The organism is Curtobacterium sp. Curtsp22 (assembly GCF_059492135.1).
In genome coordinates, this window is sequence record NZ_CP168519.1 from 3,590,893 (window position 1) to 3,606,497 (window position 15,605).

The 15,605-nt window shown below is 68.3% G+C and carries 14 protein-coding genes and 1 tRNA gene; 9 read left to right on the top strand and 6 right to left on the bottom strand.

Features of this window, described 5'->3' with window-relative positions:
• Nucleotide 1: 1 nt before the first annotated feature.
• The 8 genes from ACEN8D_RS17425 (at nt 2) to ACEN8D_RS17460 (ending at nt 8,962) form a co-directional block, all read left to right on the top strand.
• Nucleotides 2–1,054, top strand: a complete 1,053-nt coding sequence (locus tag ACEN8D_RS17425) for an aspartate-semialdehyde dehydrogenase (RefSeq protein ID WP_309779994.1) — start codon at nt 2–4, stop codon at nt 1,052–1,054.
• Between the two features lie 93 nt (nt 1,055–1,147).
• The gene (locus ACEN8D_RS17430; RefSeq protein ID WP_308061379.1) at nt 1,148–2,635 is read left to right on the top strand and encodes a malate:quinone oxidoreductase; all 1,488 of its coding nucleotides are present in this window, start codon (nt 1,148–1,150) and stop codon (nt 2,633–2,635) included.
• A gap of 46 nt (nt 2,636–2,681) precedes the next feature.
• Entirely contained in the window at nt 2,682–3,845 is a 1,164-nt protein-coding gene (locus tag ACEN8D_RS17435; protein WP_413398273.1) for an Rv2578c family radical SAM protein, read from the top strand.
• A gap of 170 nt (nt 3,846–4,015) precedes the next feature.
• Nucleotides 4,016–5,239, top strand: a complete 1,224-nt coding sequence (locus tag ACEN8D_RS17440) for a sensor histidine kinase (RefSeq protein WP_309779992.1) — start codon at nt 4,016–4,018, stop codon at nt 5,237–5,239.
• On the top strand, nt 5,236–6,474 hold the full coding sequence (locus ACEN8D_RS17445; RefSeq protein WP_413398271.1) for a hypothetical protein: 1,239 nt from the start codon (nt 5,236–5,238) through the stop codon (nt 6,472–6,474). Before ACEN8D_RS17440 ends, ACEN8D_RS17445 begins: the two co-directional genes overlap by 4 nt.
• A complete protein-coding gene (locus ACEN8D_RS17450; RefSeq protein WP_413398269.1) occupies nt 6,461–7,162 on the top strand; it encodes a response regulator transcription factor in 702 nt (233 codons plus the stop codon). Before ACEN8D_RS17445 ends, ACEN8D_RS17450 begins: the two co-directional genes overlap by 14 nt.
• Nucleotides 7,162–7,788: a thymidine kinase gene (locus ACEN8D_RS17455; RefSeq protein ID WP_071295952.1), complete on the top strand. Its 627-nt coding sequence runs from the start codon at nt 7,162–7,164 to the stop codon at nt 7,786–7,788. Before ACEN8D_RS17450 ends, ACEN8D_RS17455 begins: the two co-directional genes overlap by 1 nt.
• A 130-nt stretch (nt 7,789–7,918) precedes the next feature.
• The gene (locus ACEN8D_RS17460) at nt 7,919–8,962 is read left to right on the top strand and encodes an LLM class flavin-dependent oxidoreductase (protein ID WP_413398267.1); all 1,044 of its coding nucleotides are present in this window, start codon (nt 7,919–7,921) and stop codon (nt 8,960–8,962) included.
• A gap of 17 nt (nt 8,963–8,979) precedes the next feature.
• Here ACEN8D_RS17460 and ACEN8D_RS17465 read toward each other — a convergent pair whose 3' ends face one another.
• The 6 genes from ACEN8D_RS17465 to ACEN8D_RS17490 form a co-directional block, all read right to left on the bottom strand.
• Complete coding sequence (locus ACEN8D_RS17465; protein WP_413398265.1) at nt 8,980–9,603, bottom strand: response regulator; 624 nt, start codon at nt 9,601–9,603, stop codon at nt 8,980–8,982.
• Nucleotides 9,600–10,628, bottom strand: coding sequence for a sensor histidine kinase (locus ACEN8D_RS17470; RefSeq protein WP_309886402.1), 1,029 nt, complete (start codon nt 10,626–10,628; stop codon nt 9,600–9,602). Before ACEN8D_RS17470 ends, ACEN8D_RS17465 begins: the two co-directional genes overlap by 4 nt.
• A 114-nt stretch (nt 10,629–10,742) precedes the next feature.
• The gene (locus ACEN8D_RS17475; protein ID WP_309779988.1) at nt 10,743–11,228 is read right to left on the bottom strand and encodes a hypothetical protein; all 486 of its coding nucleotides are present in this window, start codon (nt 11,226–11,228) and stop codon (nt 10,743–10,745) included.
• A 5-nt stretch (nt 11,229–11,233) separates the two neighbouring features.
• Nucleotides 11,234–13,558, bottom strand: a complete 2,325-nt coding sequence (locus ACEN8D_RS17480) for a glycoside hydrolase domain-containing protein (RefSeq protein ID WP_309886404.1) — start codon at nt 13,556–13,558, stop codon at nt 11,234–11,236.
• Nucleotides 13,558–14,544 carry a hypothetical protein gene (locus ACEN8D_RS17485; RefSeq protein ID WP_413398262.1) on the bottom strand — a complete coding sequence of 329 codons (987 nt, stop codon included), beginning with the start codon at nt 14,542–14,544 and terminating at the stop codon, nt 13,558–13,560. Before ACEN8D_RS17485 ends, ACEN8D_RS17480 begins: the two co-directional genes overlap by 1 nt.
• Nucleotides 14,545–14,783: 239 nt before the next feature.
• Nucleotides 14,784–14,857: transfer RNA gene (locus tag ACEN8D_RS17490), tRNA-Pro, on the bottom strand.
• Nucleotides 14,858–15,113: 256 nt separating this feature from the next.
• Here ACEN8D_RS17490 and ACEN8D_RS17495 point away from each other — a divergent pair.
• Nucleotides 15,114–15,554, top strand: a complete 441-nt coding sequence (locus ACEN8D_RS17495) for a hypothetical protein (protein WP_309779984.1) — start codon at nt 15,114–15,116, stop codon at nt 15,552–15,554.
• Nucleotides 15,555–15,605 lie beyond the last annotated feature (51 nt).

Here is a 15,605-nt window from a genome sequence, read left to right on the forward strand (position 1 = left end):
CATGAGCACCCTCACCGTCGCCGTCGTCGGCGCCACCGGCCAGGTCGGCGCCGTGATGCGCCGCCTGCTCGAGGAGCGCGCGTTCCCGGCCGACCACGTCCGGTTCTTCGCGAGCGCCCGGTCCGCCGGCACCACGCTGCCGTTCCGCGGCGAGCAGATCGTCGTCGAGGACTCCGAGACCGCCGACCCGTCGGGCATCGACATCGCGCTGTTCTCGGCCGGCGCCACCGCCTCGCGGGCACTCGCGCCGAAGTTCGCCGCCGCGGGCGCCCTCGTCGTCGACAACTCCAGCGCCTGGCGCATGGACCCGGACGTCCCGCTCGTCGTGAGCGAGGTGAACCCGCACGCCATCGACGATGCGCCGAAGGGCATCATCGCGAACCCGAACTGCACGACGATGGCGATCATGCCGGTCCTCAAGGTGCTCGACACCGAGGCCGGCCTCCGTCGCCTCGTCGCCACCACCTACCAGGCGGTCTCGGGTTCCGGGCTCGCCGGCGTCGAGGAGCTGCTCGGCCAGGCGCGGGCAGCGCTCGAGCAGGACACCGCGGCGCTCACGCACGACGGCTCCGCCGTGACGTTCCCCGAGCCGGTCAAGTACGTCCGCCCGATCGCGTTCGACGTCATCCCGCTCGCGGGCAGCATCGTCGACGACGGGCTGGGCGAGACCGACGAGGAGAAGAAGCTCCGCAACGAGAGCCGCAAGATCCTCGAGCTCCCCGACCTGCTCGTCGCCGGGACCTGCGTCCGCGTGCCCGTCTTCACGGGTCACTCCATCTCGGTCAACGCCGAGTTCGCGCGCCAGCTGTCGCCCGAGCGTGCGACCGAGATCCTCGCCGACGCGCCCGGGGTCGAGCTCGCCGACGTCCCGACGCCGCTGCAGGCCGCCGGGCAGGACCCGTCCTTCGTCGGCCGCATCCGTGCGGACCAGTCCGCACCCGAGGGGCACGGCCTCGCGCTCTTCGTCAGCAACGACAACCTCCGCAAGGGCGCCGCGCTGAACGCGGTGCAGATCGCCGAAGCGATCGTCGCGCGCCGGACGGTCGCTGCGTAACCCTGTGCGATCCAAGAGGCGCGGTGCCAGCTGGCACCGCGCCTCCTGGCGTTCCCGGCCCGGCTTGTCAGCCGACGCCGCTAGCATTGTCGGGTGGCAGTGAAGCAGGTGGACCCCATCGACGTCGTCCTGGTCGGGGGAGGGATCATGAGCGCCACCCTCGGCGCCATCATCCACCGGCTCGAACCCACCTGGAAGATCCGCGTCTACGAGCGCCTCGGCACCGTCGCGCAGGAGAGCTCGAACCCGTGGAACAACGCCGGGACGGGCCACTCCGCGCTCTGCGAGCTGAACTACACGCCGGAACTGTCGGACGGCCGTGTCGACATCAGCAAGGCCGTGACGGTCAACGAGCAGTTCCAGGTCTCGCGCCAGTTCTGGGCCCACCTCGTCGAGACCGGTGACCTGCCGGAACCGTCGAACTTCATCAACCCCACGCCGCACATCTCGTTCGTCTGGGGCGCCGACAACGTCGAGTACATGCGCAAGCGGTACGAGGCGATGCAGGACCACCCGCTCTTCGCCGGGCTCGAGTTCTCCGACGACCCGCAGCAGATCCGGAAGTGGGCGCCCGCGCTCATCCCGGGTCGGAAGAAGGACCAGCCGATCGCGGCGACCTACTCCGCCGCCGGGTCCGACGTGGACTTCGGGTCGCTCACCCGGCAGCTCTTCGACCAGCTCGAGATCGACGGTGTCGAGTTCGAGCCGTCGCACCAGGTCACGAAGCTCACGCGTTCGACCGTCAGCGAGGGCTGGGTGCTCGACGTCCGCAACGAGATCGGTCGGTCGACCCAGCGCATCGCGGCGAAGTTCGTCTTCGTCGGCGCCGGGGGCGGGGCCCTCCACCTGTTGCAGAAGTCCGGCATCCCGGAGATCCGCGGGTACGGCGGGTTCCCGGTCTCCGGCGAGTTCCTCCGCACCGACGACCCCGAGGTGGTGCAGAAGCACTCGGCGAAGGTCTACGGCAAGGCCAGCGTCGGTGCCCCGCCGATGTCCGTCCCGCACCTCGACACCCGGATCGTCGACGGCAACGCATCGCTCATGTTCGGGCCGTACGCGGGCTTCAGCCCGAAGTTCCTCAAGCAGGGCTCGCTCTTCGACCTCGTGAAGTCGATCCGGCCGCACAACCTCCGGCCGATGCTGAGCGTCGCGTTCTCCAACTTCGACCTGGTGCGCTACCTGATCGGGCAGCTCCTTGCCTCGAAGCAGACGAAGTTCGACGCCCTGCGCGACTTCATGCCGAGCGCCGAGCCGGGCAACTGGCACCGGATCACCGCCGGGCAGCGCGTGCAGGTCATCAAGCCCGACAAGGACAAGGGCGGCGTCCTGCAGTTCGGCACCGAGGTCATCACCTCGGCCGACGGCTCGATCGCTGGCCTGCTCGGTGCGAGCCCGGGGGCGTCCACCGCGGTGCCGATCATGCTCGGCCTGCTCCGGAAGTGCTTCCCGGACCGCTGGGACCGCTGGGAAGCCGCGGTCCGCGTGATGGTGCCCACCTACGGGCAGGACCTCGGGTCCGACGCCGAGCTCGCCGACGCGACGCTCGAGCGCACGGCGAAGGTGCTCGGACTCCACCACTGAGCCGGCCCTGCTTGCATGTCGTTCGAACGTGTGTTCGAATGACTGCATGCGGTGGAGTGGGCAGGCGATCGATGCCTCGCGGAGCGATGCGCTCCCCGGGCTCGAGTCGAACAGCGGGTTCGTCCGGAGTGTGACGACGCCGGAGTTCGCGGGTGTCACCTTCCACGAGGTCCTGGCCAAGAGCGCGCTGAACCGTGTCCCGAGCGCGGACGGCAGTGGGACGTACGGGTGGACGATCAACCCGTACCGGGGCTGCAGCCACGCGTGCGTGTACTGCTTCGCCCGCCCGACCCACACCTACCTCGAGTTCGACGGGGGAGTGGACTTCGACCAGCAGATCGTCGTGAAGACGAACGTGGCCGACGTCCTGCACCGCGAGCTCACGAAGCCGAGCTGGGACCGACACCCGGTCGCGCTCGGCACGAACACCGACCCGTACCAGCGGGCCGAGGGCAAGTACCGGCTGATGCCCGGCGTGATCCGTGCCCTGGCCGACTCGGGCACGCCCTTCAGCATCCTGACGAAGGGCACCCTGCTGCGCCGCGACATCCCGTTGCTGGTCGCGGCCGCGCGGTCGGTGCCGGTCGACCTGGCGATGTCGATCGCGGTCTACGACGACGAACTGCAGCAGCAGGTCGAGCCAGGCACCCCGACGACGGCAGCGCGCCTGGCGACGGTCCGGGCCATCCGTGACGCGGGCCTGACGTGCTCCGTGTTCCTCATGCCCGTCCTGCCGTACATCACCGACACCCGGGCCCACCTCGACGACGCCGTCGGGCGAGCCGCGGCCGCCGGGGCGTCGAGCGTCATGTACTCCGCACTCCACCTGCGTCCCGGCGTGAAGCCCTGGTGGTTCGCGTGGCTCCAGCGCACGCGGCCGGACCTCGTCGAGCGCTACCGGTCGATGTACCTCGACAACACCTACGCGCCGAAGGACTACCGGCGCTGGTTGTCGGAGCGGGTCCGTCCGATCCTGCGCGCGCACGGCATGGGGCTCGGCCACGTCGATCCGGCGACCGGCTCGATGGGGTTCTCGAACCGGCTGAGCGACCCGGGGGCAGCGCCCGCGACGCCGGCGGGAGCGATCTCCGGACCGTCGCTGTTCGAGGAGCAGTCCCGTCCGACGTCCTCGCCGCTCAAGCGCGCGGATCCGGGGTTCGACCAGCGCCTGGTCCCTCGGGCTGCACCGGTCGTGCCGACGCTCTTCTGACGGGCGTCTGGCACGAGGGCGTCGGTCCGCGTTCGGGGGACACCGGGAACACCCGTGTGCCGGTATCATCGAGCGGGTCGCCGATCACTCCGACAATCGGGGTACACGGTCGCACCAACGGTGGTTGGATCGTGGGCGGCGTTCCCCCACGTCCGGAAGGACCCCCACCCGTGCTCGGCATCCCCACGCACCTCGCTCCGCGAGTGAACGCGTGGTCGACCGTGCGGGCCTTCCACGCCGCGGCCATCGGTTCGCTCGCCGCCGCCGCGATCGCCCTGGTGCTCTACCGCCTGGCCGAACCGGACGTGCGGGTGATCGGCGCCGTGCTGGCGCTGGTCCCGATGCTCGGCATGATCGCCGTCCACGTGCAGTTCGGCACGTGGCGGTCGGCGGTCGCGTTCCTCGTCGTCGGCGGGGTGTGCGCGTGGTGGTTCGCCGTCGTCGTGCAGCGCGAGGTCCCCGCCGGGTGGGTCGCCTCGTACCTGCTCTCCCTGTCGATCATCCCGCTCGTACTGGTGGGCGGTGCCGGCGCGGTCGCCGGCCGGGTGGCGCTGTGGTCGATCGCCGGGTTCCTGGTGGGTCGGGTCGCGACGTCGATCGCGATCGCGCAGGAAGGCGGCCCTTCGCACCCTCTCGCACTCGCGTGGGTGACGCTCGCGTTCGTCATCGCCCTCGTGCTCATCACGAGCCGCAACACCGCCCGCTCCGAGCGTGTGCAGCCCGAGCTGCTCCGTTCCGCGCGTGAGGAGCACGTCTCCGCGTACCGCGCCGGGGTCGAGGCCGAGGCGGCGGCCATCCTGCACGACACGGTCCTCAACCACCTCGGCGCGATCGCCCTCGCGCCCGACGGCCCGATGGACCCGCAGCTCGCCCGCACGGTCGAGGCGGACGTCGCGATGCTCACGGGCAAGGAGTGGCTCGCCCCCGGGGCCCGCCCGGCGCGAGCCGAACCCGGTGCCGCGGTGCGCGCGTTCGAGCAGATGGTCGACGACCACCGTGCGCTCGGACTCACGGTGACCGTCACCGGTGACCCCGCGGCCCTCGTCCGGTTGGACCAGGCGGCGATGACGGCGATCCTCCGTGCCGTCGGCCAGTGCCTGGCGAACGTCCGGAAGCACGCGGGCACCGACGCGGCCGAGGTGAGCGTGTTCGACGACGGGGTGGCGTGCACGGTCATGGTGGTCGACGACGGCCGCGGTTTCGACGAGTCCACGACGAGCCCCGACCGGATGGGCCTGCGCGGGTCCGTGCGGGAGCGGATCGGCCGGGTCGGCGGCGACGTCCAGGTGTGGTCGTCGCCGGGCTCGGGGACGAGCGTCATGATGTCCGTGCCGTACGGTGCGGTCACCGGGACGACCCCGGTGCCGAACGCCGGGTCCGAGGTCGGCCGGTGACGCGCCCCGGTGCCGCCCGCGACGTCGGCCGCACCGCGCAGCAGTACGACCCGCTCGGCGCGATGGGGTCCCGTCCGCTGGCGATCGTGCTCGGCGCCTGCGGCGTGCTGTGGGCGCTGTTCGTGTCCGTCTTCGACCGGGACGTCGTCGGCAGCCCCACCCTGAGCGCCCTCACCGTGCTGCTCGTCGCGGCGTCCGGAGCGGTCGTGTTCGTCGCGTCGAGTCCGTTCCGCGCACCGTTCCCGCGCTGGGCCTTCGTGGTGCACGTGCTGCTCCTCGCCGCGGCGACGATCACGAGCGTCGCCGCCCAGTGGGGCCCGGACCGCAGCGCACTGAACGACTTCATGTCCCTGCTCGCCGCGACCGGCATCGTGATGACGGCGCCGTACCGACCCTGGACGGACCTGGCCCTGGGCGGCCTGCTGCTCGCGGTCGTCACCGGGGTCTCGTGGGGCATCGGGGCGTGGGCGTTCCCGCACCACGTCCCGATCGGCGTCGCGGCGTTCATGGCAGCAGCGCCGACGCTCGTGCTCACCGCGGCCTCGGCGGTGTTCGCGTGGACGTTCGCCGGGCTCGCCGAGCGCGTGCAGATCCGTGCCGGGTCGTACTCGGTCGAGCGCGCGGAGCGCGACGGCATCGACGCCAGCGTGCAGCAGGACCGTTCGACGATCCTCGCCCGCGACGTCGCACCCTTCTTCGCCGAGCTCCGCACGCGCGAGGTCATCACCGACGCCGACCGCGCCCGGGCCCGGTCTATCGCCGACGGCATCCGGCGCTCGATGGTGGCCGACGCCGACCGGACCTGGTTCGAGCAGGCCGTCCGCACCGACGGTGGCACCGACGCCGTCGTCGACGACCCCGACGGGCTCATCGCCACCCTCGACGCCGACCAGCGCACGGTGGTCCGGACGTTCCTGCGGGCCGCACTGCGTGCCTCCACGGTCGACCCCGCCGGGTTCCGCACCACGATCCGACGGACAGGGACGGACGACGGGGCGCCCGGCGACGCGGACGGCGGCGCAGGCGGCGACGAGCGGACCACCGGGACCGCGCAGCCGCTCGCGACCGGCCGCGGCGTGACCGTCGCGATCGACCTCGCCGTCGCCGATTCCGACGTCGGCATCCACCGCACCTTCGACCCCTACTTCGCGGTCCTCCGCGTGACGTTCCCCGATCTGGACGTCGCGGTCCGACCCTCCGCCCTCGCACTAAGGTTCTCGTATGACCAGCACTGACCCGAGCCGGATCACGGATGGTGCGCCCGCCGTCCCGAACCCGGGGACACGACGCGTGCGGCTGGCGATCCTCGACGACCACGAGGTGCTGTTGGACAGCCTGTCGAGCTGGATCGCGGTGAACGCGTTCGACTTCGACCTCGCGCTGACGGCCCACACGTGGCTCGAGATGGTGCACAGCGAGAACTTCCCGACCGACCTGGTGTTCCTCGACTTCCAGCTCAAGGAACCCGTCTCGATCGAGGCCCGCGTGCGCACCTGCCGTGCCGCCGGGGCCAAGGTCATCGTCCTGTCGAGCGTCGACAGCCGAGAGTCCCGCGACCGTGCGCTCGCCGCCGGCGCCGCCGCCTTCCTGTCGAAGTCGCTCCCCATGCGCGAGGTCATGGACGTCGCGCGCGAGATCATGGGCGTCGCGCGGGGCACCCCGCCGCAGCGCGACTGGCGGCCGCTGCCGACCGGGGCGAACGCGCACCAGCGGCCGAAGCTCAGCCACGGCGAAGAGGAAGCGCTGCGCCTGTACGTGTCGGGCTACTCGACGAACGAGGTCGCCGCGCAGATGAACGTGCAGTACGAGACGGCGAAGACCTACCTGCGCCGCGTGCGCGAGAAGTACAGCAAGGTCGGTCGACCCGCGTCCAAGAAGTCCGACCTCATCCGTCGTGCGGCCGAGGACGGGTTCCTCGCGTAGTGGCGAAGCTCTACTTCCGCTACGGCGCCATGAACAGCGGCAAGAGCACCGGGCTCCTGCAGGCGGCCTACAACTACGAGGAACGCGGTCACCGGGTGCTCCTCGCGAAGCCGTCGGTCGACACCAAGGGCGACCGTGAGATCGTCTCGCGCCTCGGAGTGACCCGCACCGTCGACATCGTGTTCACGCCCGACGCCGACGTCCGCGCGGCCGTCACCGAGGCCGGTGCCACCGACCCCGAGTCGGACCGGCTCGACGGCATGGTCCGGCCGGTCAGCTGCGTGCTCGTCGACGAGGCGCAGTTCCTCACGCCCCGCCAGGTCGACGACCTGCTGCGCATCGCCGTCCTCGACGAGGTGCCGGTCATCACGTACGGCATCCGGACGGACTTCCGCACCGAGGCGTTCCCCGGCAGCGCCCGGCTGCTCGAGGTCGCGCACTCGCTCGAGGAACTCAAGACGATCTGCCGCTGCGGCCGCAAGGCGGTCTTCAACGCCCGGAAGGTCGACGGACGGTTCGTCTTCGACGGGTCGCAGGTCGCGATCGACGGCGTGGACGTCACCTACGAGTCGCTGTGCGCCAACTGCTACCTCACGGAGTCCGGCGGACGCCTCGACGGCGACTGACGAGTCCGCCGGCCCGCCTCGTGCAGACGCGACGGTCTGCCGGACTGGAGGCGCGGGTCGGCGCCGACCCGCGCCTCCAGGCCCGCACACGGTGCGGAATGCACGTCGGCCGGGTGGCGTTGGCGACTGCATGAGCGACGCATCCGTGCACCTGTCCGTCCTCGACCTGGCGACCCGCGAGTACGGCCAGTCCAACACCGAAGCCCTGCAGGGCTCCATCGACATGGCGGTGCACGCCGAGAAGCTCGGCTACGAGCGCTTCTGGGTCGCCGAGCACCACGGCATGCCGGGGATCACGTCCTCCGCGCCGGCGGTGCTGCTCAGCGCCGTGGGGGCCGCGACGTCCACCATCCGGATCGGCTCCGGCGGCGTCATGCTCCCGAACCACGCGCCGCTCGTCATCGCGGAGCAGTTCGGCACGCTCCGCGCGCTCTACGGCGACCGGGTCGACCTCGGCCTCGGGCGTGCCCCGGGCACCGACGGCGCGACCGCGATGGCGCTGCGCCGCACGGACCGGCTCGACGTCGACGACTTCCCCGACCGGCTGGCCGACCTGATCGGCTTCTTCACCGGGATGGACCCCGCGAACCCCCTCGCCAGGATCCAAGCGGTGCCGGGCTACGGCGACGTGCCGGAGTTCTGGCTGCTCGGGTCCTCCGGGTACAGCGCGCAGGTCGCCGGTGCCCTCGGCGTCTCGTTCGCCTTCGCGCACCACTTCGCGTCGGACAACACCGAGGCCGCGCTCGTGCTCTACCGTGACTCCTTCCGGCCGTCGCGCTTCCGGCAGACCCCGAACGCGCTGATCGGCGTGCAGGTCGTCACCGACGAGGACCCCGCCGTGATCGACGAGCAGAGTGCCCCGGGCATGATCTCGTTCATCCGGATGCGGCAGGGCGCGAAGCCCGAGCCGATGTCCATGGAGGAGGCCCGCGCGTACGAGTTCAGCGACCTCGAGCGGCGGTTCATCCAGGCCCGGACCGAGCGTCAGGCGTACGGCACCGCGGACGAGGTCGCGGCGAAGATCAACGCCCTCGTGGCCTCCACCGGGGCGAACGGCGTGATCGTCGCTCCTGGCGCGGCCCAGGCGCGGTACCGGCACCAGGCGCTCGACGTGGTGGCGGGGCTGCACGCGGAGGGCCGGCTCGTGGCTGCGGGGGAGGGCGCGTCGGTCTAGCCCGTCCGAGCGGGCGCTCAGTCGAGCAGGCCGAGCCGTGTCGCGGCGGAGATCGCGGCGACGCGGGAGCTGACCTCGAGCTTGCGGAAGACGTTGTAGACGTGTCGTTTGACCGTCCCGATGGCGAGGCCGAGTTCGGCGGCGATCTCGGCGTTGGTGCGGGCGCGCGTGATGAGCCGGAGGACCTCGAGCTCCCGGTCGCTCAACAGGGCGGCCGTCCCCGTGTCGGACTGCGTCTCCGCCGTCGACGACGTGGGCGGACGGTCGGACGCCGCCCGGATGATCCGCTCGACGAGTTCACTGCTCGGCGTGGTCTTGGTGAGGAAGTCGGTCGCACCCGCCGCGAGGAGCGTACGGCGGAGGACCGCGTCGCGGTGCATCGTCAGCACGATGACCGCGATGTCCGGACGCGTCCGGCGCAGTGATGCGATCGTGGTCCGAGCGGGCGGCCCGTCGAGTTCGACGTCGAGGAGCAGTACGTCGATGGCCACGGCCTCCGTCGTGGCGAGGACGTCCGCCGGGCGAGCGCCGTGCGCCACGACCCGCAACCCGGACCGTGCGCCGAGGATAGCCGCGAGGCCTTCGCGGAACAGGTCGTGGTCGTCGACGATCGCGAGGTGGACCACACCGAAGCCGGTCACACGCCGCCGATCGGGACGATGAGCGCGACGGTGGTCCCGTCGCCCGGTCGGCTCGTGATCGCGAACCGGGCGCCGATCAACCCGGCTCGCTCCTGCATCGTCCGGCGCCCCAACCGGCCCCTGCGCTCCTCGGTGTCGTCGAAGCCCGGTCCGTCGTCCGAGACGGTGACGGTGACGGCGGTGTCGGACCACTCGAAGTGGACGGTCGCGGTCGAGTCCCGCGCGTGCTTCCGCCAGTTCGTCAGCGCCTCCAGCAGGATCGTCAGGGCCTCCTCGGACTTCCAGCTCGGCATCGCCACGGGTGTCCCGTGCGAGCTGATCGAGATCGATGCGTCCTCGGGGAAGAGGTCCGCCGCGTGGCGTGCCAGCGCGGAGTCGAGGAGGTCGTCACCGACCCGGGCGTGCAGGGCGACCGCGAGGTCCTGCACTTCGCCGAGCGCGTCGCGGAGGAGTCGTGCCGCATCCTCGAGGTGTCCGACCCTCGTCGGCGCCGGCGGATCCGTGAAGAGGACGAGGTCGACCCGCTGCACCCCGGCGATGATCGCGTGGGCGATCCGGTCGTGGAGGTCTCGGGCGATCTGCGTCCGTGAGTCCAGGTGCGCGCTGCTCGCCCGCTGCCGGAGCGCTTCGGTGTAGGCGATGGCGCCGGCGGGGAACCGGTTCCAGATGCCCGCGTGGAGCGCGCGGGTGGCTCGCAGGACGTCGGGGACGTCGACGGCACCGACTTCCTCGACGAAGACCGGCAGGTACGCGTCGAAGAGCATCTCCGCTGCGAGCATCGCTCCGGCGGGGTGCTGCGACTGCTCGGCGTGCAGGGTGCCCGTCGCGAGGTGCTCGGGGTCGAGGAACGCATCGCTCACGATGCTGGAACCGTCGCCCGCGGCGTAGCGGGCGTAGGCCTCGTGGATCATCGAGGTGACGTTGTCCTCGAGGCTCTGCGCCAGGTCCGGGTCCGTGGCCAGTTCGGGGAAACGCGCCTCGATCTGTTCGGCTATCGCGGTGAGGGGGTCGCTCGGATGTTGCATGACACGGTCAGGTTACCCCAACCCAGCAGTGGCACGAGCCGGAGATCGGACAGTGGAAGATCTGGAGGGTGTCGCCCCGCTCCTGGCTCCACTGTTTTGACGCAGCGCTTCCCGTCAAGCAGCGAGACCATGACTGAGGACAGCGATGCGCAGGGACGCGACACCTACCGGCAGGAACGCGGTGACCAAGCCGAGCGGAATGAAGACCGCACTAGGAACTCGCTGCGTCCCCAGTGCTATGACGCCCACGACGGACGCGGCCGACCATGCGGCAGCGAACGTGCCCGTCGCAGCAAGGAGCAACCCTTCGAGCAGGGGGTGCCCGTGCATCGCGACGAAGCTGATGAAACCGAAAACGGCCACGGTGCAAGCCAGCACCACGGCTGCACCGATCAGAGCGGGCCGACGATACTGCTGCATGGAAGGACGACGGAGGACGGCTGCCATCACGAACCCGGCTCCGGCCAGCACGGCGATCTGCGCGACCAGACCCAGCCAGCTGGGCGCAAGTAGATTCGCGCGGGCGGAGAAGTTCGTGGCCAGCCCGCTCAGCACAGCTGAGTACCCCGCGGCGGCGGCGAATGCGATGGACCCGGACAATCGTCTCACCCGAGGCCCGCCTTGTCGTAGAGCTGCTTCACAGCGCTAGCGGCGAAGGTCTCGAGCTCGGAGTCCGTCGGGAATGCCTTGAAATCGACGAATGCAAATACGCTGGCGAAGTTCGTGAACGAAGCAGACCGGAAAACATCCTTGACGGCAGCGACCGCGACAGCACGGCTTCCGAAGCGCGCGTTCAAGAAGGCTGCTAAACGGTCCTCCGCCCGGGCGTTCGCCACGTAGACCGCACGGAAAGCGTCGTCCGCAGCTAGTCCGCCCCTCGTTGCGTGGCCAACAAGCCAGCCGTCTGCATCGCCGAACAGGTCGCTTTCACCGAAGGTGTTCTCGTCGTCTTTGACTCCAAGGTGTGCCGACACGAAGCTCTCGATGTCTGGATTTCCTGCTGCCCTGTACTTGCCCCAGAACGTCGCGAGATCAAGGGCCCAGCCTCCCAGATCGCCCTTTCCGAGCAAGCTCGAATGTGCGTGGTCTCCCCAGTGCAGGACGCCCTGTGCTGTCGCGGCCATGTGCGCCGGATCATGTGGCATGTTCGCAAGGACCGCCGTTACGTCCGGGAATGTACTGTCTATCTCCCCACGTACCCGTGAGTGCGCCAGCCCCAGATCACCCGGAGCATTCTGGAGCCGAGGCAAATAGGCATTGAATGCCGCGGCAAACGACTTGCCTACTTGCGCCGAATCGTAATAGCGTTGCATCAGGAATCCCAGCGTGTGGATGCTTGCAACATCTTCCGCCGGCTCCAAAGCTTCTCGGGAAGCGACCTTCGCGGCCACGTATTGAATCTTCGACACGTCGAACTGGGCCGACCAAATCTCCTCAGAGTATGCGGGAGAAAGCGACACGTCGGCGCGCGTCGCTGGAGCCGCAGAACTGGATACCGCATTCCGATCGATGTTCTGGCTCTTGTCTTCCTTTATCTGGTTGTACCACCAACCCCGAGGCATCGGGTAGCCGAGGTTGCCTGAGTACCCCGTCGACATACCGCTCACCCAGATGGCGTCGGCAAGGCCCATAGACGCAACCTCCGCTGCGACGTTCCTCGTAGCGTAGACCCCGATGCGATACGGCCGTACTGACGCTTTGAGTCCGTTTCGGAAGCCCACGAAGTACGGCCGGATGCGGGTCTGAATTTCGGCGCCGAACGCGTCGTAGTCCACCGCAACGAAGATCACTGTGTTTTCGGTGAAGCCAAGTTGTCGTGCTCTGAGGCTTGCGGCGTAGCCGTCCTCATAGCCGAAGTCCTCACGGAAGAACTCGGCGGCATTGTTCCAGTTCTGCATGACCGGCGAGACCCGAAAGCCAGCACTGAACAAGGTGTCCAGTTCGCCCCTCGCGATGCTCTTGGCGGCAACGGTGAGATAGCGAAGGATGACGTCAAACCCTTGGGTGCGAAGCGAGGCTGCCATCTCCTTGGACACCTTCGTGGTGGTGTCGACTCCTCGCACCGGACGGTCCGGGTTTCCCGTGCTAACGAGTAGCGCAGCCCACGTATCGAAGTCGCCTCGCCCAGTCTGTTCGAGGAGCATGAAGCTCTGGTACTTCCGAACTGAGGCCTCCAGTGTGCTGTTGAACGAACCGGTTCGCGTCACGCTTTCGCCATTGAACAGCAATGCCAACTGGAAGAGCGAGACAAACTTTTTTGCGCCATCCGCTGACCCAGGGCCCACATTCGCTTGATTTCGAAGCCCAGACTGGGTGCTTGGGCCGAAGTTCCCGTTCGCAGCGCTGTCCGAGATGCCGATCTCGTATTGAATACCGAGCATGAAACCGAACTGAACGTCGCGGCTGTAGATCCCATCGCAAGGGACAAGTCGATAACCCGAGTGGGACGAATAGCGTCCATTGAGCCACTGCTGTGCTTGGCGCACCGCCGCGCTTCCGCCGGACAGCATGGTGTAGGCGTCCAGCGTCAAGAGAGACCGCATAAGTTTCACGTCGACGTCAGTACCGCTGGTTACGCCGAGGCGAGCGCGGATCGTCGACACCGACGACGATGTTGCGTCCGCCCATGTGCCGAAGGTTGCTCCCGCTGCATACCCTTTACACCAGAGAGCGCATTGCAGCAGCCCGATCACGTTCTTGTACTTCGAGGAAGACGAGAGCTTGTTGATCTTGGAGACGTATGCAGAAGCGGTGCCTTCTCCGAAGTTGTTGGACAACGCGCTGATCCCGAGCTCGTGCTGGAGACCCTTCGTGATCGCGTACATCGTTGCCCATCCCGGGATGCCGTCCGCGGATATTACCTCGTACCCCTTGATGGACCGGTAGCGGGTGTTCAACCAGTTCTGCGCGGCCTGCACTTGCGCATCCATCAGTTGACTCCTTGAAGTCGAGGAGCAGTTGTCGAAAGTCCGCCACTCGTTCGTGAGGTCTCTGTCATGCTCGCTGCCGGTCGGATTCGCGCGAAGTGCTCGCTCGTGAGTTGGAGTGAGACCGCGGCATATTGAGGTGCGTGCCCCTGTACAAGGTCAGTCGCGAAGGTCAGCTCGGCGGACACCGAGTGGCCCGGCAACATGTCGTGGATCAGGCGAAGACTGAGGCTTCCGGGCCCGGATGAGTCGAGTTCCAAATCGAGTGCAGTCTGCCCCTGGGACGGGACGGATGGATCCACTACTCGAGATAACGAGCACGCTCTGACTATCTCAGGGTCATAGCTCACCGCGATGAGCGCGCCGACAGGGAGCGCTCCTGGACCTTCATTGAGTACCGTGATGACCGAAGGAAGATCGTACTCGCCATCAGTCAGACGAATCGACGTCCATCCGACCGACAGGATGGGGCGGAACGCGGGTGCGGGAAGTTCGACCGAGGCCGGACGGTCGACAGGTGTGCGCGTCGTGCCTGTGCTTGTCTCGATCAACATCGCTGACGGCCTGAGAGCGCCGATGCCGTCATTCATCAGAGGTCCTACGCTGGCGAGGGGGAGGGCGAGTGCGCCTCCACGCTCCGCGTCACTGATTTCCTGGGGAAGAGTGACTGTCACGCTTCCGGCCTGACGACGGGTAGGGCAGGCGATCGTGCTCTTCCCGAACGACAGCATGGCGTCGTCGAGGGTGTCCGAGAAGCCCCGCTCGTCGAAGGTCAAGGTGAAGGAGGCCCCAGCCAACGCGGCGATAGCGGGTACGGTGACCACGATTGGGGCGGTATTTTCGTAACGGATGCGGTGCGCCGTGTCGAACGTGGAGGTGGTCGTTACCGCGACGTCGAATGGCGGCACGACGGTTCCTGCTTGCGCTGGAGAGGTCTCGAGAGAAGCGACCACCCATGCCGACGCGACTGCACCGCTCGTTGCGAGCATGGATCGTCGGCTCATGCCTCGCCGTTTCGGGACGTCCGTACCTGTGGAGTGATGCACTCTCGGAAAGCTAGCGAGCTCAGGCGGACGATCAGGCAAGGGATCTGGCAGATGTGTCTGGAGACGCATCGGCGCTCCTAGCGAACTGTCCTCTGGACAGCTTCAGTTGCGCGACGAGACGACGGAAGCCTGGCGTCCATCGACGCCAGGCTTCCGGTGTTACTTACTGTCTCAACACAGTGTCGGGGTGACAGGATTTGAACCTGCGACCTCCTCGTCCCGAACGAGGCGCGCTACCAAGCTGCGCCACACCCCGCGGTGTGTTCGCTTCTCTCGAAGCGACGGATCGAGTCTACACGACCGGATGGGTGGTCTTGACCACGCACGTGGCGGCACTGTGTCCTGCGATGCATTGCGGGTTGTCGACTTGCACCGGCGGGTCTCTGCTGCCAGCTTCGACCCGGGGCGGCGATCATCATTCGTAGGGGGAGTCGCCTCGTCGTACAGAGCTCAGCGCGTCACATGACGCATGAAGCCCTACCAGCTTGGTGGGGAAGGAAGGGTGTGCACCCATGGAAACGAAGAAGCGTTTTGCCCTGATTGCGGCTTCGGCAGCGGTTGCGATGGGACTCGTGATCGGTCCGGCCGCGTCGGCCTCGGCAGCGACGACTTCGACGATCGAAGGAAGCGTCCCGAAGAACGGCGGCAACGCGTTCTTCGAGCGGGGGCGATCCCACAGCTCGGGTCCGATCAAGGTGTCGATGTCCTCGTACAACGGGTGCGGTAGCCAACTCGTCATGGCCCTCCGCAACGGCCCGAGCGCCGGCGCGACGCGTGTCACGAACGTCGTTCAGTTCAAGAAGCTGAACACGACGTACACGTTCACGAAGAAGGGTTCGACCTCGACGACCATCCCGAGCGGGACGTATTACATCACGGCGGCGCTGGTCGAGCCCGGCGCTGGCTGCCCCGGGCAGAACCAGCTGCCGTTCTCCGGCAAGATCACCATCTGAGTCGGACACGAACTGGCGACGCGATCCGGGAGGGCAGCAGATCGTCCCCTG